Source organism: Edaphobacter sp. FHG110511_03, assembly GCF_059115365.1.
Window position 1 is genome coordinate 760761 of the sequence record NZ_JBZYWL010000002.1, and the last position, 22164, is coordinate 782924.

Consider the following 22164-nt stretch of genomic DNA (forward strand, 5'->3'; position numbering starts at 1 on the left):
AAATGAAAGGCCCTTAAACTTACGCCGCCATGAGGGAGGGATTGCGCGGCCATCTTTGTCTACTGTTGCAGTTCAACAAAGATGGCCACGCCACTCAGTCTCCAAAGTGATCGTTCATTCCTGCCCCTACCTTGGTGAAGTGAATCGTGATCACCTGGGAATTATCGTTATTCATCAGGTCCATCTGCCTTCCGCCGTCAATAAGGACGAACGAGTGAGGACCGGTCCCAACAACGTCCGCGATGCCGGTGCAATCTCGATTCACAGTATAGGTTCCGGTCAGGTGCGCTTGAACGAAATTGCCGCTGAGATTGACCGCCTGATCCGCAAGAAAGTGACCTTTACCGTCGAACGTCGATACCCCGACCGCTGCGATAGGCCCCACATTCAGAACCTGTCCTGTAAGCACCTGTCCATAAGCTCCGTTTAGGGTAGCTACGGAGCAGCCTTCGCTCCTCTCATGCGCCTGCACTCTCAGCAAAACGTTTTGATTCGAGAAGGCGAGCAGAATCAGGACGCCTGTAAAGGCGATTGCGCCAAGCTTGAAGGAAGAAGGAATATTCATAAGGAACTCCTCATAGTGCGACCTGCGGTGGAAGTGCATGGAGCACGCAAGCGGTCGACGCCTTACTGCGTGCGCTGTCGGAGCGCTAAAAACTCGTCCGAGATCAGGGAGACGACAGGAGGGCTCTTTATCGGGCCGGCAAGCCTCCTGTGAGATAAGCGTTGACCAAGGGCAATCAACCGGGTTCACAGGGGCATCAAAACGCACCCGGCTATGAAGGTCAACGGAACTCGCCGTGAAGTCTTTGTTAACTGCTAACTTCAGGCCTCTCAGACGAGTAGGGATGCCCTGTGAACCGCGGTAACGGGTGATAGACTCAACTCCTCATCGAGGCTCTACGGTTTGAGGTGCCCAGGTGTGCAAACTCATACAGGAACCGTTTATCAATTCGGCCCGTTTGAGGTAAATGTCGCCTCAGGCGAACTTCTGAAGAACGGGAGACCCGTAAGGTTGCAGGAGCAACCCTATCGGCTTCTCCTCGTCCTCCTCGAAAACCCCGGAGAAATTGTCAGCCGCGAGGAACTTCGCAGCCGCCTCTGGCCTGGTGATACTTTCGTCGACTTCGACGGTAGCCTAAGGGTGGCGGTTCGCAAACTCAGGGAGGCGTTGGACGATAACGCCGAAGATCCCCGGTACATCGAAACCATTCCGAAGCGTGGATATCGCTTCCTTGTTCCGGAGGTCCGAAAAACGGATACCGCTTCGGAAATTGTGGAGCCGAATGATCTGGCCCATTTGCAAACCAACACGAGTCCGGTCGCCCCCCGCCAAAGTCACAAACCTCTGTTGCGGTACGGACTCGCTGTCGCCGTACTCCTTCTTACTGCTGGCGGCGTCTTCCTCTGGCAACATCGCACGCGAACAAGGTTGCTCACCGACAAAGATGTGTTGGTCCTCGCCGACTTCGCCAACACCACAGGCGATCCAGTCTTCGATGGCACACTGCGTCAGGGACTCGCCGTACAACTGGAACAGTCACCCTTCCTCAGCATCATCCCTGACGAGAAAATTCAGCAGACCCTCGGTCTGATGGGACAGCCCGCCGATGCAAAACTGATGCCGGCAATTGCACGAGAGATCTGCCAAAGGACGGAGAGCGCCGCGGCGCTCGAGGGTTCCATTGCCAAAATTGGCGCCCAGTACCTTTTGACGCTCAAGGCAGTCGACTGCGAGAGCGGAAAGACACTGGCGAGCGCGGAGGCACAGGCGAGCGATCAGAACCATGTGCTCGATGCACTCGGAAAAGTGTCCATCGAGATTCGGAATAAGCTGGGCGAGTCTCTCAGCACGATCCAGAAATTTGATACTCCCTTGGAGCAGGCGACGACACCCTCGCTCAAGGCCCTGAAAGCCTACAGCTCTGGCATGCAAGCTCTCAGGACAAAAGGACCGGACACAGCGACGCCGTTTTTCAAACATGCGGTCGAACTCGACCCGAACTTTGCGGTGGCGTACGCCTACCTCGGCGTCATGGCAAGCACTACGCTTGAACCTAGCCTCTCCGTGGACTACCGCACAAAGGCATATGAACTGCGCGACCGAGCCAGTGAGCCTGAGAAGTATTGGATTACCGCCACCTACCATAAAGGAGTCACCGGCAACATCCCTAAGGCCGTAGAAGCCTGCGAGCTTTGGATCCAGGATTATCCGCGCTCAGAGCTGCCGCATCTCTACCTGGGAGCAGCAGTGTTGCCGGTCGTCGGACAAAATGAGAGATCCGCGGAAGAATCCATCGCGGGAGTTCGTTTGCGTCCTGACTTTCCCCTCGCCCACGCCTTCGCCATTCGTGCGTACACCGCTCTTAATCGCTTCGATGACGCGAAGGCCACCTACGCGCAGGCTCTTGAACGCAAATTGCACACTCCCTATATCGATATCGTCATGTATTACCTTGCATTCGCGCAGAACGACAAGGCGGCGATGACCCAACACCTTGCAAAGGTGGAGTCTCTACCGAAGTGGGAGCATTTGATGTTGAATATGGAAGGCGATACTGCCGCCTATTCAGGGCGCCTTAAAGACGCCCGCGTGCTCAGCGGCCGCGCAATGGATAACGCCAAACAGGCCGGAGAGAAAGACGCACCCGCCCTCTACTCTGGCACTTCCGCATTGAGGGAAGTCTGGTTCGGTAACACCGACGAAGCACGACGACGCGCCGCTTTGGCATTGAAGCTCTCGACCGGCCGCGATCTGCAGTATTTTGCGACGCTCGCGTTTGCCTACGCCAGGGATGATGCGCGAGCGAAGGCGCTGGCCGACGATCTGGACAAGAAGTTTCCGGAAGACACGATTGTGCAGTTCAATTATCTGCCGAGCGTGCGTGGACGGCTTGCGCTGAACAGAGGAGACGCCTCCGGCGCCATTGAGAGTCTTGGGGTCGCCGCAACGTATGGGTTGGGGGCAACGAGAGCCATTGAGCTGTATTGGACCGCCATGTTTCCGGTCTTTGTCCGTGGCGAAGCCTATCTGGCTGCGCATCAGGGTAGAGAGGCCGCCATCGAGTTCCAGAAGATACTCGACCATCGCGGCCTCGTTCTCAACCAACCCATAGGAGCGCTTGCCCATCTTGGCCTCGGTCGCGCCTATGCGTTGCAGGGCGATATCCCCATGGCCAAGGCGGCCTATCATGATTTTCTTACGCTATGGAAGGACGCCGACCCGGATATTCCCGTTCTGCGACAGGCCAAAGCGGAGTACGCAAAGTTGCCATAGCAACGAGAATCCCGCATCAAACGCCTCAGCCCGTACCCACCGATGAATTTAAAAACCTACCTATCGCTCACCAAGGGAACAGAGACTCCCGAGCTGGGGTTAAATTAAGGATTCTTACTCAGCCGTTTGTAATATTCGGCAGCGATGTCGCGATACCCCTCGGGGACCACGGAGGGCTTGCCGGTTCGTACTGCCTCGGCATCACCGTTGCGTTGCAACTGAAGCTCGATACGATCGAGCGAGCCAAGCAGCTCCCGCTGCATCTGATCGACGATTGCGGGATTGCCAGGGAACCGGGCTGGATCGAGCTGTTGCATCTGTCGAGCCAGATCGCGCACCTCTTTGGCCGCCTGCGGATCTCCCTGGATCATCTGGCTGAGTTGGTTGAGTTCGCGCATTCCCTGCCGGTAGGTGCGCTCGACATCGGCGGGATTGCCGGAGGCATCTTTCGGAACTGGTTGCTGTCGAACCTGCCCGTAACGATTGTTGCCTGTATTGATGTTGTCCCATACAGCACCGTCGGCACCTCCACCACCATTGCGTACGGCGCCGCTCTGCATTCCGCCCCGATACCCACCATCTCCCTGCTGACCAAAACGGTCTCCCGGTTGACCGGCCTGTAACCCGCCACCCTGCTGCCCCGCCGGCTGACCTCGGCCGGATTGCTGTCCTCCGCCGCCCTGTTGACTCTGCCCCGGCTGTTGTCCACCAGCTTGCTGATTCCGGCCCGACTGTTGTCCGCTACTTCCCTGCTGGTTATCGCCTGACTGCTGACCGCGTGTCAGTTGGGAGTTGCCAGGCTGCTGTCCGCCTCTGGAATCGCGAGAACCGTTCTGACCTGCCGTACCCTGCTGTTGACCATTTCCGCGGCCTGCCGTCATCGCCTCCAGTTGCCTACGTAACCGCTCGACCTGTCCAAGAGTCGCAGTCTCATCGCCTTGCGATCTTGTCTGCTCACCCGGCTTGCCCTGGCCAACTGCCTGTTGGGCCTGGCGAAGTTGTTGACTCAACTTGTCCAGCCCCTGTGCAATCTCCTTCTCGGTGCCGTTGGAGTTCGGGTTGATTCCACTGCGAAGCCAGTCCGCGCTTCGCTGGACATGGTTGTCCAGATCGGACTCATCCATCTGGGTCAACGCATCGCGGAGCTTTTTCGAGACGTCAGGTTGGTTGGAAGCCATATCGTGCGCAGTCTCACGAATACTCCTCTGCAACTTCGACAGATCATTCGAAAGCTCCTGTCGGTCGCTCGACAAACGGCCACGCTCGCGCAGCCGCTCCATCATGGCGTCCCGATCCATCGCGTCAGCCGTATTCTGCCGGTTCGAAAACTGGTTAATCCGGTCGGCCTGAGTACGTTCCTCCTGGGAGAGCCGATCCGCCTCGTGAGAGAGCGAGCCTAGCTTGCCGCTAGCAAGCTGTTGCTGCGCACCTCCCATCAGGTTTGTGGCCTCGCGAAGCCGGTCCGCAGCCTTACGTGCAGTCTCGGTGTTCTGTTGCGGAGTTCCGCTGCGTTTCATCACCTCACCGGCCTGACGCAGACGACTCAAAGCTTGTTCGATGCGCTGATCGGAGTTCTGAGCAGAAGACGGAGACGAGGACGACGAAGAAGAAGATTGGCCGCCCGCCTGCTGCTGCGACGAAGACTGCGATCCGCCCTGCGAAGATCCCCCCTGCTGACCGGACTGTTTCGAGGAGGAGCTGCGTGCCCCCTGCTGTCCGCCTTGTTGCTGTCCCTGTCCGTTCTTTGCGAGTTGCTCCATCTGCTGCTGTAACTGCTCGGCCTCGCGCCGCAGCATCTCCTGCTGCCAGCGCTCCTGGAAGCTCTGTTGCGGATCGGGTTGTTTGTTCGCCAGTTCTTCTTGCCGCTTCGCCAAGGCATCGAGTTTGGCCAGTGCATCCTCGACTTCCTTTTCGTGCTGCTCCGCAGAAGAGGCGGTCTGTGCCGTCTCATACTGATTCTTTTCAGTGTCTAATTCAAGATCGAAGAGACTCGCCAGATCGCGTCCGGCGCTATTGGCACCACCGCCACCGCCTCCCTGTTGCTGACCGAAAGCGACCTGTATCTTGCGAAACGTCGCTTCCGCTCGCAACAGTGCTTGAAGCGCCTTCTGCTCCAGTGGCAAAGCATCCTTCCATTGCATGCCCTTCAGTTTGTCGGCAGAAGGAGCCATCGCAGACGCCGCAGTCTGCATATCTTTTTCGAAGCCGTTGAACTCTTCGTTTGCTTCAGTGAGATCGCGGCTCTGCATACGAGCCGAGAGCGCCATCACCTGATCGCGCAGCTTCTGCTGCGCGTCAGAGAGAAACTTCCCTGTCGCTGCCGCATCTTTCGGAGTCGCCGTCTTGTCGTTCTGCTGCTTCCACGTCGCAGCAATCAACTCCTTCTCCCGGCGGGAGATCTCCATCTGGTTGCTCTGTCCGCCACCGCCTCCACCGCCGCCACCACCACTTTGCTGCGATTGCGAAAACTCACGCTCGAAAGGATCGACCTGGATGAAGCTGATGTCAGTACGCGCTTCGGAGTGCCCATCCTTCGCCGTAGCATAGAGGCTCACGAGATCGCCCGGCACGAGCTTGAACTCCTCAAGCCTCAGCGTGTAGGAACCATCGGCATCCTTCGCTCTGGGCGCTTTGAGCATGTCGATGTCACGCTGTGCACCGCCGTTGACCGAGTAATGCAAGCGCACATCATTGAGCCCGAACTGATCCGCCGCTTTTACCCCGACGGTCACCTCTTCAATCGGGCTCGCGCGATAGTCTCCTCCGGGACGGTTGATCGAGACCTCAGGCGGCTGGGCCTTATCGGTCGCGATGAAGTAATCCTCAGAGAGTCGCACAGGCTGTCCTTCGTCGATCGCAGCCACGTGATAGGCTCCATCCTTCTCCATATGAATGGTGCCTTGATACTTGTTGGCGTCGCCACCCGACAGGTGAATGGTTTTCCCACCGTCCAGAATCAGCCGCCCGTCTTTCAGGGGTCGATCCATCTGGATCTCGATAGCAGCGTTGGTTCCTTCAATGGCGCGCAGATCGCCGGTGTGCTCCTCCGTTACCGGCTTCATCCCGGTCCACGCTGGATACTTATAGGCCACGCGAATCTCTTTTACGGATGGAAGATCGACGACACGCACCTTGTAATGAGGCGAAACCAGCGGACCAGCGGCCACGTAGTACTCGACATTTTCCGGCAGCCCGGCGAAGACAAACTGATAGGTCGCCGCGTTTCCCGAGTCAGGTTGGGGCTGCATCATGACCGGTTCCCAAGATCCAGAGCTCTGGTAATGAGCGTAGATCTGCACCTTTTCCGGATGCATGCCCGTAATGTGTGCCGTAACAAGTTGATCGCTGTTGCGACGCACGGCTACATCTCCGGGAGCAACGGTGATCATATAAAGTGGCATGGCGTTTTTCTTCGGGCCAGTCCACAACAAGGAAGCACCGTAACCAAGGTAGCCTGGCCCGGCGGCGATCATCCATACAAGCACGCCAAAGCAAGCGAGTCCGACCCCACCAAGCGCAAAAAGCCGATTGTCGGGAACCAGCGACGAGGGTGTCGCATATTGCGCTCTCGCCAGCGTATCGGCGGCTAACAACTCCAGGAAAGGATCTTCGTCATCGCGCTGGCGCTCGTGAAAGGTAGTCAGGCGTTCTTCAAGCTCGACATGCGTGGCCTCTGCTTCGCGAACAGCGCGTGCTCTGGTAAGGCGGAAGAGCGGTAGAGCAATGCCGACGGCAGCGACCGCGGCCAACGCAAACAGCAACAGAAGACGCGCGCCTCTTACTCCGTTGGAGGGAAATGCATAGTGATTGAGTAAGAGAACCAGTGTTATGGTGACGAGAAGCGCGGTGCCGACAAAGATCGCTGCTCCGCGCAGCCCTATTCCAAGTTGCAACCTGCGTTGCAGCTTCGCTATGTAGGAGTTGAGCTCGTCCCGCCTGCTCATATTTCCTCCCGCTGCGTACCCATGTAGCCACTGGCAAACACGAACTCCGCCAGCGCCACCACCAGTGCTAGAAGCATAACGTACCACCACAGGCTTACGGGCTGATATTTCTCATCTTTCGCGGAGGCTGCCGCTTGCAGGGGGGTGGAGGAGCTGCTCCCGCTCCAGAGTTGCTGAACATCCTTGGGTATTGGAGTCAGATCCGATTCTCGACGATCCGGGTTAACCCCAATAACTGCATCACGTCCATTTGCAAATCGAATCTTATAGAAGCCCGAGCGGTTGAGGCGGACACTCTGCACGGTGCGAGCCTCGTTCAACGAGAGTGGCCTGTGTCCGTCGGGATCGATAACTTCTACATTCGCGACTTCACCAACAGGAGCCGCTGCCGAGCGTAGTTGCACGAAGGCGTCCACCAGCCGTGAGCCGCTTAGTCTCTCATTTCCAGAGAGATATCGTGCGGCTTTGTCGATGAACGCGACGAAGACAGGATGAAGAGGCAGATCGTTGGTAAGGTTATCCAGTCCTGACGTCAGGAGCAGCACATGGCCCTCCGCGATCTGTTTGTCGAGTAAAAGCGGCGTGCCGTCGCTTAGCCGAGCAGCGATACGTGCCTGTTTCGGATCAACCACCGCAGCATAAAAAATCTTTGCCTCGGCCCAACCTCCGTTGCCGGAAACCGGTTGCGATTGCTCGAGAGCAGGATGGGTGAAATCCACCTGTCCAAGAGTGACGGCCCCTCCCAAGTGAACGTAGGAATGGACATCGGTGACATTACTTCCCCACAGGGGGATATGAGCACTGCGGCCTGCTCCTGTTCCTAATGCGATCAGGACGCTGCCCCCCTTCGCGACGTACTGCTCGAGTGTGTGTTCGAAGATCGAAGGAAGAACTCCAACGTCAGAGAGAACGACAAACGCATACTTTGTTGGATCAAGATCCCGGGTTTGTTCTGCCGTTACCGATTGCGGAACGAACGAACTCTGGCTTGCTGCTCCCAAAGCGGCACCGAAATAAAGCTGGGAGCGCGTTTCATTTGCGGAATGAACAAACAGTACACGCTCGGGATCCGCTCGCCGAACGACAAAAAAACTGGCGTCGTCTGGAGGAAAGGCGTCGCCGCCGTCTATTTTTATAGCGCAACGATTGAATCCATATCCGATATCGAGTGGCGCAAACTCAACAGTAGCTCGCCCATTCGCCGCTATCTTTACCGTACGACTCGCGATCACCTTGTCGTTCGAGATGAGTGATACCGACTTTTCCGCTTCGGGCGTATTGAATCCTGCCACAACAGCCTGTACACGGGACCTCTTCGTATCTTTCGGATCTGAAAGTTCGGCGGGAGCGTTTACGCTCGCCACCGTCCAGTTAGGCTGCGCAGAATTCCTGGCCACGCTGTGGAGGACCAACGTTGCACCCTCCGGTAGCGTCATGTCGGCAAAGGCAGCAGGCATTGCCGTATGCTGCATGTCGCTGAAGAGATGAACATCAATTGGTTCGTGAATCGCTTCGGCCATCGTGCGAACGCTTCTTCCCAGTTCACCGTAGTTACCGTATCCATCTCCCGGCTGGATGCTCTCGAGAGCCGCGCGCAATTGGGCCCCATCTGCGATGGGCTGCGTCAGCACACTCAGTTGCCCTCCAAGAGCGAGTATCTGTGCTCTCTGGGTGCGTGGCTTCGCAGCCAGCGTCGTCAGCGCCTGTTGCTTTGCATCCGCGAAGGATGTTCCTGCGCGCATGCTGAAAGAATTGTCCAACACGATGAGCAGCAAATGGCCGCTGGCGATGACGGGTCGGCGCAAAAATGGATTGGCAAATGCCAACACCAACAGCAAAAGAAACGCAAATCGGAGCGCAAAGAGCAGCAAGTGACGCAAGCGATGGTGCCGTGTGGAACTTTGGATGCCGCGTTCGAAGAACATCAGTGAACTGACGGGACGGGGAATGGTTACGTGCTTTCGCAACAGATGCACGAAGATCGGAATGCCCAGTGCCGCGAGACCCGTCAGGAACCATGGCGCAAGAAATCCCATCAGTTCCCTACCTGCCGTAGCGAGAGGTACTCACGAAGTGCGTGATCGAGAGGCTGATCGGTCACGAGCAGCCGATAATCCATCCCGGCGGCTCTTGTCTGTGAACGAAGCCGCTCAATGTGAGCGGCCATTTTCTCGCGATAAGTCGTCTTCACATATTCAGGTACCACTTCGATCTTCTGATCGGTCTCAAGATCGACAAGGATGGCTGGGCCGCTAAGAATGGGATGAATCTCCTGCGGATCGAGGATATGAAACAACACGACGTCGTTACCATGAAATCGAAGGGGCTCGATGGAATGGACGATTGCCGCTGGATCCTCAAAGAAATCGGAGATGACGATCACAATGCCTCGCCGATGAAGAAGCTGCTGAAAGTGCTGCAAAGGTTTACCGAAATCTGTCCTCGCGCGCGGTTCGGCCTGCTCCAGAGCAGCAAAGAGACGAACAAGCTGTCCTTGCCGGGTCGAGGGCCTCACATACTCTCGAACCTCGTCATCAAAGACAATCAAGCCGGCAGCATCGCGCTGGTTATGAATTGCCAGGTAAAAGAGCGAGGCTGCAATGAACCGCGCATAGTCCATTTTTTTGACGGCTGCCGATGTGTATAGCATCGAGTTGCTCGCATCGAGCAAAACAGCAAGCTGGCTGTTCGTCTCTCCACGGTATCGCTTCAGGTAGCAGCGCTCCGTGCGGGCAAACAGATTCCAGTCCACATGACGCAAATCGTCTCCGGGAGTATAGGCGCGATATTCAGCAAACTCCTGACTGAACCCAAAATCCGGCGATCGATGGAGACCGGCTACAAAGCCGTCCACCACCGTCTTAGCCACCAAGTCCAACGAGGAGATGCTGGCTAGTACCCCGGGATCGAGGAAGCGTTGCATCAAACCTCCTTCGGCTTCGGCACATGCGTTATGAGCCGTGTAAGGATCTCGTCGGCATCGATTCTTTCGGATTCGGCGTGGAAATTAAGCAGAATACGATGTCGTAACACGGGTACGGCAAGAGATGTGATGTCGTCATACGTAACGTGATATCGCTCTCGCGAGAGGGCCCTGGCCTTTGCCGCTAGTACGATGTATTGGGCGGCGCGAATGCTTCCACCGTAATTAACATATTTCTTTACGAAGTCCGGAGCGTTTTCATTGTTCGGCCGCGTCGCTCGGACGAGACTGATCACGTATCGAGCGAGCGATTCCGCGATCGGTACTCGCCGGACCAGCTGTTGAAAGTCAAGTAGCTCTTCGGACGATGTGACTACGCTGACCTCAGGGCTGCGGGTCGTTGTCGTCATGTCGATCACCTTCAGCTCATCTTCGGCGCTCAGGTAGCCCAAAACGGAGTTGAAGAGGAATCGATCTAACTGCGCCTCGGGTAGAGCATAAGTGCCCTCAAGCTCAATAGGATTCTGTGTTGCCAGAACGAAGAATGGCTCAGGAAGTCGATAGATGTTTCCGCGCACCGTGCAGGAACGTTCCTGCATCGCTTCAAGTAGCGCTGCCTGCGTTTTGGGCGGCGTACGATTGATCTCGTCCGCCAGCAGTATATTGCCAAAAATTGGTCCTTTGACGAAGGTCCATTTGCGATGACCGCTGGCGAGATCTTCCTCAATGATATCCGTGCCGGTGATGTCGGAGGGCATGAGATCCGGTGTGAACTGGATTCGCCGGAACTCTAATCCCAACGCGTCGGCAATCGTCCGGACCATCAAAGTCTTCGCAGTGCCAGGCAGCCCTGTCATCAGACAGTGGCCACCGACAAAGAGCGCGATGAGGACCTGATCCAAGACCTCATCTTGCCCTACGATAACCTCTCGCACTTGTTTAAGAATGCCTTCACGAACTTCGTGAAAACGCTCAACGCGTTGCTGGAGTTGTGCGGCATCCTGATTCAAATCGGCAAAAGTAGCCATAAGCTTCCATCCTTATCGAATTACTTTGCAGCGGATTGGTTCAACTCCAACAGCATCTTCTGCGCAGGTCTGTAGCCAGGCGCAGCTTCAAGAGCTGCCAGCACACTCTCTTCGGCCTTATCTTTTTGTCCTGCGGCAAGATAAGCCTGAGCCAGATGAAACTGGGCACCTGCCTTATCCAATGGATTAGACGCAATCACAGCGCCGTACTCTCGAATAGCCCCGTCATACTGTTTTTGTGCATACAGCAAATCCCCCAGCTTGCGATGAAGCTCCTCATCCTTGACGGGATAGATGTAGTTCACACGTTGAAGCGTGGAAATGGCTTCAACCGGTTGGCCAGCCGTCTCTTGAAGCTCTGCGAGGTGTTTCAAGATGATAGGAGACTGCCCCCCTGCATGCACATAGGCCAGCAGAATCGTCGCTTCCGCTCGAGTGTTACCCCTGGCTCTGTCCGCCTCCGCAATTAACTCGTAGGCGTTAGCATCGCCCACGTACTCCGGATACATTGAAAGAATCGCAGGGCCTTGAGTCAGCACCAAGTCGTACTGCTTCTTTTGCGAAAGAGCCACAAGCAGTTTCAGCTTTTCACGCCAATCATCGAAGTGAGCGGCCTTTGCGCCATACTTCTGGTCGATCCACGCGAGATACTGCTTGTCGAACTCTTCGGGCGGAAGACCAAGCACTTGTTGAACCACCTGGGGCGTCGTCTGGGATCCGGCGTACGCATGGACAATATCGAGAAGCTTACCCTCACCCCATTTCTCCTTTATGAAATCGCAGATGCTTCCGGCCTGGAAGTAGGAGACCACCACCTGTGAGGGATACTCGGGATAGACAAATCCGCGATCCAATCGGGCAACGGGCAATAACTTTTTATCTCGTATCGCAATCAAAACCTCTGGCGTTATCCGATCACGCCAATCCGGTGAGCGCTCTCCTTCTTCATGGACCGCTAAGCCTTCGGTAAACCAACGCGGCACACGATGGTTGGTCGCAGTAAGGATGTAGACGTGACTCATCTCATGCCATAATGTCGCACCCCAGTTGAAGTCCCCTGGCTTGCGCGCAGAGGGACTATCCATCGCCACAACCTCTCCGAAGGTCACCCCGAGTGCGCCAAGGCCCGGCATTCCCATCGTGCGAACCGCGAAATCTTCATGATCGGCGTAAACCTCCACCTGCACTGGCTTCGGAAGCTTCATCTGATACTTCTTTTCATAGACGGCGAGAATGGTATGCAGCTCTGCCTGCATATAGGGCTGCAGTAAATTAGCCTCTGTTTTTTTCACCTTCAAAATGGTCGTATCGTCACGAAAAATCTGAAAGTTCTTATAACTATCCAACAGACGGAGGCTATTCACGGTAGCGGCATTGCGATAGCCATTGTTGTAGCTCAGTTCCAGTTCCTTCAACGGCTCTTCTTCCTGGCCCATACGCATAAGATCGATACCGAGCGCCGAATGTGCTGCCCAGAGGCGTGGATCAAGCTCAATCGCTTTGCGGTAGTAGGTCAAGGCATCTTCATAGCGATAGTGCATTTCGAGTTGATGCGCCACCTGTGCATAAGCTTCCCCGTAGGTAGGATTGATCGCGGTGATCTTTGCCAACCAGGCATCGGGAGAACGACCAGCGATCAGTTCCACCGCTGCATGAACCGCCATTGCGTTCAATGCATCGCTTTTCACAGCAATAGCTTTATCTGCCTCCGCTACGGCAAGATCTGAATCATCATTTTCAAGAGCAAGATTTGCCATAAGCTCGTGCGCTTCCGCGAGCTTCGGATCGAGAGTGATCGCCTTCGCTGCATACTCTACCGCTTTGCCATCAAAACCATCGGCAGAGATGATCGCCAGTCCCAAATAGGCTTCGGCATTCGATGGTTCCTTGACCAGAACCTCGCGAAAGAGGTCGGCCGCCTCAGGGTTATTGAATCGCTCGTGCAACAGCATTCCCCAACGCACTTTGTAAGAACTCTTGCTGTCGGCGGCTTGGGTCGCGAGACGAAACTGTGCATTCGCCTGGTCCCATTCTTCAAGCCCCCAAAAGCCTTCAGCGCGCATGTAAGCATCATTGCTGCGAGTCAAACCTTCGAAGCAAGACCGTGCTTCTGCACGATGTCCGTGCTTATTCAGCGACCAGCAGTCCGTGGGGACAGCTGCCCTGGCTACCGAGACGCACAGGAGCAGGAGAACCGAGCATGAGATGGCCTGTCTCATTTATCCAGTCCCTCCTGCACCTTTGCCAACTCGAGGAGCGCCTCTGTCAGCTGTTTCTTATAGTCCGCAGGGTCCATCGCGGCCTTTTGATACTTCAACGTATCGATCTTCTGTTCGAGATCTTCTTTCCTGACCAGCAACTCCCTTTTCGCCGGATCATTTGCCGCCTGTTGGCTCGCACCTAATCTCAACAGCGTAAAGCTCGAGAGAAGAGCGCCTTGTCCATTCGAGGCTTCGCGCACCGGCTCACCATGACCTACATCATCAAAGCTCGCATGTTCGGTCGCGAGTCGCTTTTGAGAATCATAAAATGCACCGGTCTTCTTCGTCGCATAGGTCAAGGCTTCCATCGCGCTGATGGAATCACTTTTATTCGTGTCGGCGGCAGGATCCTGCAGAGCTTCCACCCAATAACGCGCGAAGACAGTTGCATTCTTCTCTGTGCCCGACTTCGTCGCCACGACGACTCCGCGTCCAGAACGCTCGAGAGCTTGAACCGCTCCTCCGCTGGCCGAAGTTGTATTGACGATGAGTTGTCTGCGCGCCGGAATTCTGTTGCACAGCGTCGCGATCTCGTTGGCTGTAATATCCGGACCCACGAGATTGAATTTGTATTCGGCGCCATCGAAAGAACCATGCCCGATCAGAATGAGGACAAAGTCATCGTTCGGCTTGGCATCACGGGAGACTGCATTCAGGGTCTCCTTCATTTGCGCGGCCGTCGCCTGATTCCCTGTCAAGGTGAAGACGTGGGCTGTGCTGTCGGTCTTGAAGACCTTGTCCAAATCCTTCGCCGAAGCGGTAAAACGTTGTTCATAGTCGGGTTCACCGCCAAGTCCTGCCACCGTGACGTAGAAGGTGGCGGCGTGTGCCTGCACGGCGACGAACAATGCAATCGCTGTGAGCAACTGAAGTCGGAATTGAACCAAAGAACGGCTCACACCACACCCCACTTCCGCCGCAGCAGCCACTCGGCGACCGGAAGTCCAAGCAAAAAAAGAAAGACGATAGGCATGTTCCACAACTCTTCTGTGCTGCGGACAGAGATCCCGGCCTCGGAGTAGGAGATGTCGCGAGGTAGATCCTTCAACTCAGATGGATTCCAATAACGTCCGCCAGTCTGCGAGGCCAGTTGCTGCAGTAATGACCGGTTTTGTTCCGTATGAAAATTTTCGGCAACACCGTCTTCACGTTGGAAGGTAATGACATCACGGCCTAACTCCTGCGAATGCGCCTCATTGGAGGTAGCAATCACTTCTGCAAGGTACGTGCCAGGTTTTTCGGCGATCCATTCGGCCTGGTATTGGCCAGTCGTATTCGGCAAGGGGTTGAGATCCAGAAGAGCGTTCGTATCTCCTGGCCCTGTGATGTGTGCCGTAACGTGCGCCTCTCCAGCTGGCTGAAACTGTTGGTCACGTACCTGAGCCGTAAGCTGAACCCGTCCCTCGTCCATCATCGTGCGCGAGGGCATCGTCGCCCCTACCGGACTGGGCGAATTGGCCACAAGCCAGCGCAAGAGCTGCTGCCAGAAGAGATCATGGGACGGATCACCGAGAGACTCGCTCATCTGCCAGCGCCATGTTCCGCCCGTTGCCATAATGGCCGTTCGACCATGGCCATAGCTTTGGGTGATCAGCAGAGGCAGTTTGCGTCGACCTGCATTCATCTGCGCCAACACGGTTGCTCCAGGTTTTGGGGAACCCGATTCTTCATAGTCAGCCAGATAAGTCAGTTTCTTCCAACGCTCGGCGTTCTTCGTCGGATCATCGAGCAATCGCGTGACTGGGGAATCCAGCCCTTCTGCAGTGAGTTCCACGGTGGCAGAGTTGCGGTGAAAGCTGCTGCGACCGGCAGGGAGAAAAGTTGGGAAGAGTTCGTTCAGACTGGATGCTCCCCATCCTCCATCGCTCAGCGAAGAGCGTCCACCGAGGAACAGCAGGCCACCACCACGCCGGTCAACGTATTCGCGAAGCAGCTCCTGTTGGAGCGGGGTAAAGTAGCCTGCGTCAATGGATCCGATGATGATGCCCGAATAGCCGAACAGAGATTCCGGGCGAACGGGAAAGCCGTCGGCCAATTCATCGGGATTGCTGATGCCTTGGCGGTAGATCTTGTTTTCGCTTGTGCGCAACATGGAGACAAGCTGCACAGTCGGATCGTCCTCTTCGGCACGCCGGATGAACTTAAACTCCCACCGCGGCTCTCCCTCGACATACAGAATTCGCCGCTTCGTATCGCTTACAAGGACTGGCCTTGTCTTGGCATTGTTGGAGAGGTTTTCTTCACCGGCAAGTGGTTCGATTCCAAACCGAAGAATCTTGGCACCGGCAAGGCCGGACGGAAAAAAGAAGGATTCCGTTTGAAGGACTCCGTTTGGCGCCAATGTAATGTCCCGCGTCGCGACCATTCTGTTTCCATCGCGAACAGTTAGGGTAGCTTTCTCTCCGGCATACCCATGCTGTATCCAGCTGACCGTCGTAGCAAGACGCGCATTCATGACGGAGTTCGCAGCGACGTCCACATTCTCCAACTCCACATCATGGGTCCGTTCAGCATTGCCAAAGCCGATCGTGTGCACTGGCAGGCGGCGATTTTTCAGTGCCTGAAGAGCATCCAGACCGATGGCAGAGTTGCTCATTCCATCGGTGTTTTCGCCGCCATCGGTCAGCAGCAGGACCGCTCCTATGGGCAGATCCGAGGTTTCGGCCGAGAACTGTTTTAGTCCTTGTCCGATGTTGGTTGCAGCTTCTGTTGGTGAGATGCCATTCAGTCCTTCTACCTGCGTGACCTTGTTTCCCAACCGATAGATTCTAGTCTGAAAGCGTTTCTGCAGCCCCGAGAGCAGGCCATTTTGAAGCGTCGACAGCGCAGCCGTTTCGCGCGGTTTTCCATCGCTATCATTGATCGCCATACTGCGGGAATCGTCCACGATAACCGCGATGATGTTTTTCTGCGAGCTCAGGGCGGCCACTGTGATTGCCGGTCGCCATAACAGGAGTAACAGGATCGAGACCAATAGCGACTGCAGGCCCCACACCACCCACGCTCGCCAATTCCGCAACTGCGGGGCCGCGCTTCGCATCCTCCAGCCGATCAAGAGCGCAAGGCCGCCCGCAGAAAGAAAGATCAGCAGCGGCAGCAGCCACACTGGCCACGGGGAGAGCAGAACAAACTTCCCCTTGGTAAAGACCGGACTCGGATACTTGAAGAGGAACTGAAACATGCCTATGAGCCCTGCAGTGAACTCTTATGACTATCTTTTGTAACCACTTTGTTCGCTTGCGAATAAAAACCTAATGGGTCATACCGTAAAGGATGTAATCCAGTCCCACTCGAAAAGCCATTGAGGCGAACGGCTCCGGATAATTCGGATCGTCCGCCCATTCCCACGCGTCACCAAGGTGCATGTTATGGCAGATGGCGACGATGATGCGCCCCTTGTCGTCTCGGATTGCACGCCACTTGGGTTGATAACCGTCCTTTTCATAAGTACGTCCGGTTCGGATCCATTGCTCCCCCGGAATCTGCATCTTGTCGTCCACGTCATAGAGAGTATGAAAGATTTCGTCACCACTCTGAAGATCTTCGACCGGGCGATCAGGCAACACCTGCCTCATACCATTCATGAAGTTCTCCCAATCCTCCGTTCCGTGGAAGTCGTCTACCATCAAAAAACCTCCCTTTAGCAAGTACTCCCGCAGTCGTTTCGCTTGTGCGTCCGTGAACGACCACATCTGCACCTGTACCGCATAGATCCAGGGATAATTTAAAATCTCGTCGGAATCGAGGGTAACTACCTGCTCGGTAGGACGGCCGTCGATGCGTGTCAGCCGGTGCATGGCAATTAGGAACTGGCGGTCGGCCTTAGGATAGTCTCGTGTCCAGGCGAAACGGCCCCAATAGCTGCCATGACCATAGAATCCGAAGTTCGCCGTGTTCGGGGTGTATGCCAGCCGCGACCAGTAGAACTCCGACTTAATATTGGTTGGGGAGTCATCGTTGCCGAAACCGAAGTCGGCAACCCGCTGGTAGGCTCTCAAGCCTACGCAGCAGCCGGCAATTGCCACCGAGACCAGTGCAACTTGCGAAACCTTCATCCGACCCTCCGCGGAGAAAGCTATGCGGGCGAGAGTACTGGAAATACCTGATGCTCTGCCTAATAGACGAAGCAACCATACAGGTCGTTGCACCCGCAACGCTTGTCTGACTTCTTTTCGGCGTGAGACTATGCAGGCACGGCCCCCGTCGGCAGAACACCCCTGACCCTATGAAACGTCGTGACTTACTCAAATTGGGCGGTATGGCGATGGCACAGGCTGCCGTAACGCACCCAGCGTTGCTGGCCCAGGCGGGTTCCCGTACTGAACTTACGGAGCGTGCCGAAGGCAACGCCGACTATACACTCAATATCTCTCCGGTAACGGTCGAGATCGATCGATCGCACATCCTTTCAACCATCGGCTACAACGGAACAGCCCCCGGGCCCGTTTTACGAATGCGCGAGGGCAAAACCGTCACGGTAGACGTGATCAACGACACCGATACGTCCGAGTTCGTGCACTGGCATGGCATGCTTATACCGCCGGAGCTCGATGGCACGGAAGAAGAGGGCTCGCCGCCCGTGCCGGCGCATGGCCGACGCCGTTTTAAGCTTACGCCTGGTCCTGCAGGAAGCCGGTGGTATCACTCCCATGCCATGGCGATGGACGATCTGCACAAAGGCTCCTATACAGGCCAGTTCGGTTTTGTCTATGTTGACGGTGGTAACGACCCGGGCCAGTACGATCAGGAGCTTTTTCTCGCGTTGCGCGATTGGGAGCCCTTCTTTTCCAGCACCATGGAAGATAACGATGATGACACGCACACCGCTCCGACCTTCGAAAAGCCAGCCACGCTGAATACGGATCCCAACGGTCTTGAGGTCAATTCCATGACCTACTCGATCAACGATAAGGCTCTCGGCTCCGGGGATCCTATCCGCGTCCGCCAGGGTCAGCGGCTTCTGATTCACTTTCTGAACGCCAGCGCGATTGAGAATCGTCGTATCGCTCTCGCCGGGCACAAGATGAAAGTGATCGCGCTCGACGGCAATCCCGTTCCGACGGCCCAGATGGTCGATTCGATCTTCCTCGGCACCGGAGAACGTATCGATGTCGTTATCGAGATGAACCATCCCGGAATCTGGATCCTGGGATCGACCGAGCAGATGGTCCGCGAAGCAGGACTCGGTGTCATCGTTGAATATGCGGGTCAACATCGGCAGCCGCAATGGATCGACCCTCCGAGGGGCCTATGGGACTACACCATCTTTGGAACGGCGACCTCCAGCTCACCGGCACCGCAGCAGACAATCGAGACCATCTTCGAAAAGATTCCCCGTGGCATGGGTAAGTTCAACTCCTGGCTGATCAACGGTAAGCCTTACCCCCACGAAAAGGAGTTCGTTTTACAGCAGGGTACCCGTTACCGCCTGGTGATGCGCAATCGTACCGACGACGCTCACCCGATGCATCTACATCGTCATCTCTGGGAACTTGTGGAGATTAATGGGAAGAAAACTGCCGGGATCGTAAAAGATACCGTCGTCGTTCCTTACTATGGACGAGCCATCGTTGATTTCACCGCCAATCAACCTGGCCTATCCCTGTTTCATTGCCACATCCAACAACATATGGATTATGGATTTAAGGCACTTTTCCGCTACGCATGACCTTTTCGCTACCGACAAGAGTCTTTCCGTTGCAAAGGGGGGTCTCATCAACCCCACGCCTGCTTCTCTCCTCCCGACAAGGCGCGGTCAAGATAGGTTGCTGCGCTGATGAGCGCTAGGTGTGTCAGCGCCTGGGGAAAGTTGCCAAGATGCTGTCCGCTCCCGCCCAGTTCCTCGGCGTACAGTCCAAGATGATTCGCATAGCCCATCATCTTCTCGAACAGTAAGCGCGCCTTTGCCGTCTGATGCGACCGGGCCAGTGCCTCGATAAACCAGAAGCAGCAGGCGGTAAAGGCGCCCTCATCTCCCGAGAGTCCGTCGAAGCCGTCAACATACCGATAGCGATACACAAAGGTATCCACCGTCAGATCGCGCTCGATTGCTGCCAGGGTGGAAAGCCACTTCGGATCCGAAGGGCTTATGAAGCGGACCAGGGGCATCAGAAGAATGGCCGCATCGAGAGCCTTCGAGCCCTTGTACTGCACGAAGGATTGAAGTTCCTCATCCCAGAAATTCGTATAAATATCGTTTGCGATAGCGTCGCGGGTCTCTTCCATCCACCCAAACGGGCCCGATAGAGATCGTTTGGCTCCCAGGCGAATCGCCCGATCAAACGCCACCCAGCACATCATGCGAGAGTGCAGGAAGTTTTTGCGGCCTCCGCGAACCTCCCAGATTCCGTCGTCTTCCCGGTGCCAGTTATCTGCAAGCCACCTCAGGATCCGTTTCATATTCTCCCAGTCGTCAATACTGATGCCATCCCCGTATTTGGCCGCCAGGTAGATCGAATCGAAGAGCTCGCCATAAATATCCAATTGCAGCTGTTGATAGGCGGCGTTTCCTATGCGAACCGGCTTTGAATCCATATATCCGCGCAGATGTTCCAGAACGATCTCAGGAGTCTCCTGGCCTCCATCCGTTGCGTACAGAACCTGCAACGGCCCCTGCGGCGAGTCATAATTTAGCCGGTCATGAATCCAACGCTGAAACTGCGCCGCCTCATCGAAAAATCCCAGTCGCATCATCGCGTACAACGAGAACGACGAGTCGCGGAGCCACGTATAGCGGTAATCCCAATTCCGCACGCCGCCAATCTTTTCGGGAAGACCGAAGGTCGGCGCTGCCACAATCGAGCCGTACTCGCGATCGGTCAGAAGCTTCAGCAGCAGGGCAGAGCGGTTGACCATCTCTCTCCACCTGCCCGTATAGTTCGACTTCTCAACCCAGTCGCGCCAGAACTGTGCGGTTTTTTCAAACTCATCCACGAGGTCCTCGACCACCAGGGCCTTTCGGGACTCCGGGGAGTCTTCCGTAAAGACAAACCATGCAACCTCTCCAGCCTTCAGGCGAAAGGTCTGCGCCACTCCACCCTCTGATATTTCAAGCGGTATCGTCGACCGCAGGACGAACGATAGCTGGCCGTCAGAGCGAAAAACGACCGACTCTCCATCGCGCTCCGTAATGTGCGAGGCCCGCGCATAGTCAAAACGCGGCTGACACTGCAGCTTGAAATTGATCTCGCCCTGGATCACCGTAACCCGGCGAAGAATCCGGCTCGGCTTTTCCTCCGCAAAGATCGGCATAAAGTCCGTAGTCTCCGCAATGCCATCATCGGAGAGAAATCGGGTCAGAAGGATGTTCGTGTCCGGCAGGTAGAGCTGCTTCGTCCCGCTATGCTGAAAGTCCGCCTGAATACAGAAGAAGCCTGCCTTTTGCGGATCCAGGATGGCAGCGAAAAGGCTCGGGGAATCGAACCGGGGATAACAGAAAAAATCAATGGACCCGGTTGTGCTCACAAGGGCGAGCGTTCGCAAATCCCCGATGACGCCATAGTTCTCTATCGGTAAAAAGTCCATTGCCGCTCCAGTGCTCAGACTTCATGGCATCAGCGAAGCAGCCAAGGCAGCCTTGTTCTTCACGCTAGAATAACCCTTCGCGTGTTGCCGTTTACTAGGATGCCAATCCAGCGTTAAAACGAAAAATGAGATAAGGCCAAACGGGTCCTGCAACGTTCAACGGCTTCACAAGCACAAAGGTCTCCATACTTTGGAGACGTGGAACACTTCCGATTCGCCTGATACGTTTACATCCATGCATCAAGGACACTCGCCTAATCCAAGGATGATGGCGATGATTCTGGCCCTCCCCTGGCTGGTCATCTGGGCCGCGGCGCTTATCGTTCTCGGCCAGCGGCGCGCTCCGGACATCCCGTTCGAGCATCCCCTCGCGTGGATCCTCGCCGTCATATCTCCAATCATCGCCTGGATCCAGTTCCGCGGGTGAGATGCGGATGAGAAGATAGATGGCATGCCTGCCCTGCTCCGTCTGCCTCTTGTCTTTGCACCGCTCATGGCCATGGCCTTCGCGCAAAACCTCCCGATGCCCTCGCCCACGTCGACCATTACGGCATTCCAGGCGGATCACGACGTTCCCCTCACTCCAGATCCCTCTGACGCCTTCTGGCAACACGCGCAGCCCGTCTTCATTACTGGCGACACGTATGGCACCCCCGTTCCCTCTCATCGCACCGAGGTCCGTTCCCGTTGGACCCAGGACAGCCTCTATCTCCTCTTCACTGCGCCCTACGAAGAGCTCAATCTGAAACCCTCTCCCGACACAGCGTCGGAGACCAATCGGCTCTGGAACTGGGACGTCGCCGAGGCCTTCATCGGCTCCGACTTCCAGAACATCCACCGCTATAAAGAATTCGAACTCTCTCCGCAGGGCGAATGGGTCGACCTCGACATCGATCTCGACAAGCAGGGAGATAAGGACGCGTGGAAGTGGAACTCCGGCTTCAAAGTCAGCGCCCGGATCGACCCCGAGCACAAAACCTGGTACGGAGCCATGCGAATCCCCTTCTCTGCTCTTAGCTCCCGTCCTGCCGCGCCGGGCGAGACCTTCCGCATCAATCTCTTCCGCTGCCAGGGGCCAACCGCAACCCGCCACTACCTCTCCTGGCAGCCCACCATGGGCAAAAGCTTCCACGTCCCCGAACGTTTCGGCACGCTCGTCCTCGTCGCCTCAAAGCCTTCGCATTAAACTCAGCCGTCGGTCGGGTGT

Annotated in this window: 14 protein-coding genes; 4 read left to right on the forward strand and 10 right to left on the reverse strand. The window is 56.0% G+C overall.

Annotation, left to right across the window (positions count from 1 at the left end; translation table 11 throughout):
* Positions 1-94 precede the first annotated feature (94 nt).
* Positions 95-565 (reverse strand): hypothetical protein, encoded by a 471-nt coding sequence (locus AC5S26_RS12425; protein WP_494185206.1) that lies wholly within the window; start codon positions 563-565, stop codon positions 95-97.
* Between the two features lie 357 nt (positions 566-922).
* Here AC5S26_RS12425 and AC5S26_RS12430 point away from each other — a divergent pair, with 357 nt between their 5' ends.
* On the forward strand, positions 923-3277 hold the full coding sequence (locus AC5S26_RS12430; protein WP_494185207.1) for a winged helix-turn-helix domain-containing protein: 2355 nt from the start codon (positions 923-925) through the stop codon (positions 3275-3277).
* Between the two features lie 104 nt (positions 3278-3381).
* Here AC5S26_RS12430 and AC5S26_RS12435 read toward each other — a convergent pair whose 3' ends face one another.
* The 8 genes from AC5S26_RS12435 to AC5S26_RS12470 all read right to left on the reverse strand — a co-directional run bounded on the left by AC5S26_RS12435 (position 3382) and on the right by AC5S26_RS12470 (position 17488).
* On the reverse strand, positions 3382-7221 hold the full coding sequence (locus tag AC5S26_RS12435; protein ID WP_494185208.1) for a hypothetical protein: 3840 nt from the start codon (positions 7219-7221) through the stop codon (positions 3382-3384).
* On the reverse strand, positions 7218-9257 hold the full coding sequence (locus tag AC5S26_RS12440; RefSeq protein ID WP_494185209.1) for a vWA domain-containing protein: 2040 nt from the start codon (positions 9255-9257) through the stop codon (positions 7218-7220). Before AC5S26_RS12440 ends, AC5S26_RS12435 begins: the two co-directional genes overlap by 4 nt.
* On the reverse strand, positions 9257-10144 hold the full coding sequence (locus tag AC5S26_RS12445; protein WP_494185210.1) for a DUF58 domain-containing protein: 888 nt from the start codon (positions 10142-10144) through the stop codon (positions 9257-9259). Before AC5S26_RS12445 ends, AC5S26_RS12440 begins: the two co-directional genes overlap by 1 nt.
* Positions 10144-11172 carry an AAA family ATPase gene (locus AC5S26_RS12450; protein WP_494185211.1) on the reverse strand — a complete coding sequence of 343 codons (1029 nt, stop codon included), beginning with the start codon at positions 11170-11172 and terminating at the stop codon, positions 10144-10146. Before AC5S26_RS12450 ends, AC5S26_RS12445 begins: the two co-directional genes overlap by 1 nt.
* 20 nt (positions 11173-11192) lie before the next feature.
* Positions 11193-13391, reverse strand: a complete 2199-nt coding sequence (locus AC5S26_RS12455) for a tetratricopeptide repeat protein (RefSeq protein ID WP_494185212.1) — start codon at positions 13389-13391, stop codon at positions 11193-11195.
* Positions 13388-14332: a hypothetical protein gene (locus tag AC5S26_RS12460; RefSeq protein ID WP_494185213.1), complete on the reverse strand. Its 945-nt coding sequence runs from the start codon at positions 14330-14332 to the stop codon at positions 13388-13390. Before AC5S26_RS12460 ends, AC5S26_RS12455 begins: the two co-directional genes overlap by 4 nt.
* Positions 14329-16614: a glutamine amidotransferase gene (locus tag AC5S26_RS12465; RefSeq protein ID WP_494185214.1), complete on the reverse strand. Its 2286-nt coding sequence runs from the start codon at positions 16612-16614 to the stop codon at positions 14329-14331. The genes AC5S26_RS12460 and AC5S26_RS12465 overlap by 4 nt, the downstream gene beginning before the upstream one ends.
* A 70-nt stretch (positions 16615-16684) precedes the next feature.
* Complete coding sequence (locus AC5S26_RS12470; protein ID WP_494185215.1) at positions 16685-17488, reverse strand: DUF4159 domain-containing protein; 804 nt, start codon at positions 17486-17488, stop codon at positions 16685-16687.
* A 170-nt stretch (positions 17489-17658) separates the two neighbouring features.
* Between AC5S26_RS12470 and AC5S26_RS12475 the strand changes: the two genes are divergently transcribed.
* Complete coding sequence (locus tag AC5S26_RS12475; RefSeq protein WP_494185216.1) at positions 17659-19101, forward strand: multicopper oxidase family protein; 1443 nt, start codon at positions 17659-17661, stop codon at positions 19099-19101.
* Between the two features lie 47 nt (positions 19102-19148).
* Here AC5S26_RS12475 and AC5S26_RS12480 read toward each other — a convergent pair whose 3' ends face one another.
* Positions 19149-20957, reverse strand: a complete 1809-nt coding sequence (locus AC5S26_RS12480; protein ID WP_494185217.1) for a glycoside hydrolase family 15 protein — start codon at positions 20955-20957, stop codon at positions 19149-19151.
* Positions 20958-21192: 235 nt separating this feature from the next.
* Between AC5S26_RS12480 and AC5S26_RS12485 the strand changes: the two genes are divergently transcribed.
* Together AC5S26_RS12485 and AC5S26_RS12490 are read left to right on the forward strand one after the other, a co-directional pair.
* Positions 21193-21384, forward strand: a complete 192-nt coding sequence (locus AC5S26_RS12485; RefSeq protein ID WP_494185218.1) for a hypothetical protein — start codon at positions 21193-21195, stop codon at positions 21382-21384.
* Between the two features lie 24 nt (positions 21385-21408).
* On the forward strand, positions 21409-22143 hold the full coding sequence (locus tag AC5S26_RS12490; RefSeq protein ID WP_494185219.1) for a carbohydrate-binding family 9-like protein: 735 nt from the start codon (positions 21409-21411) through the stop codon (positions 22141-22143).
* Positions 22144-22164 lie beyond the last annotated feature (21 nt).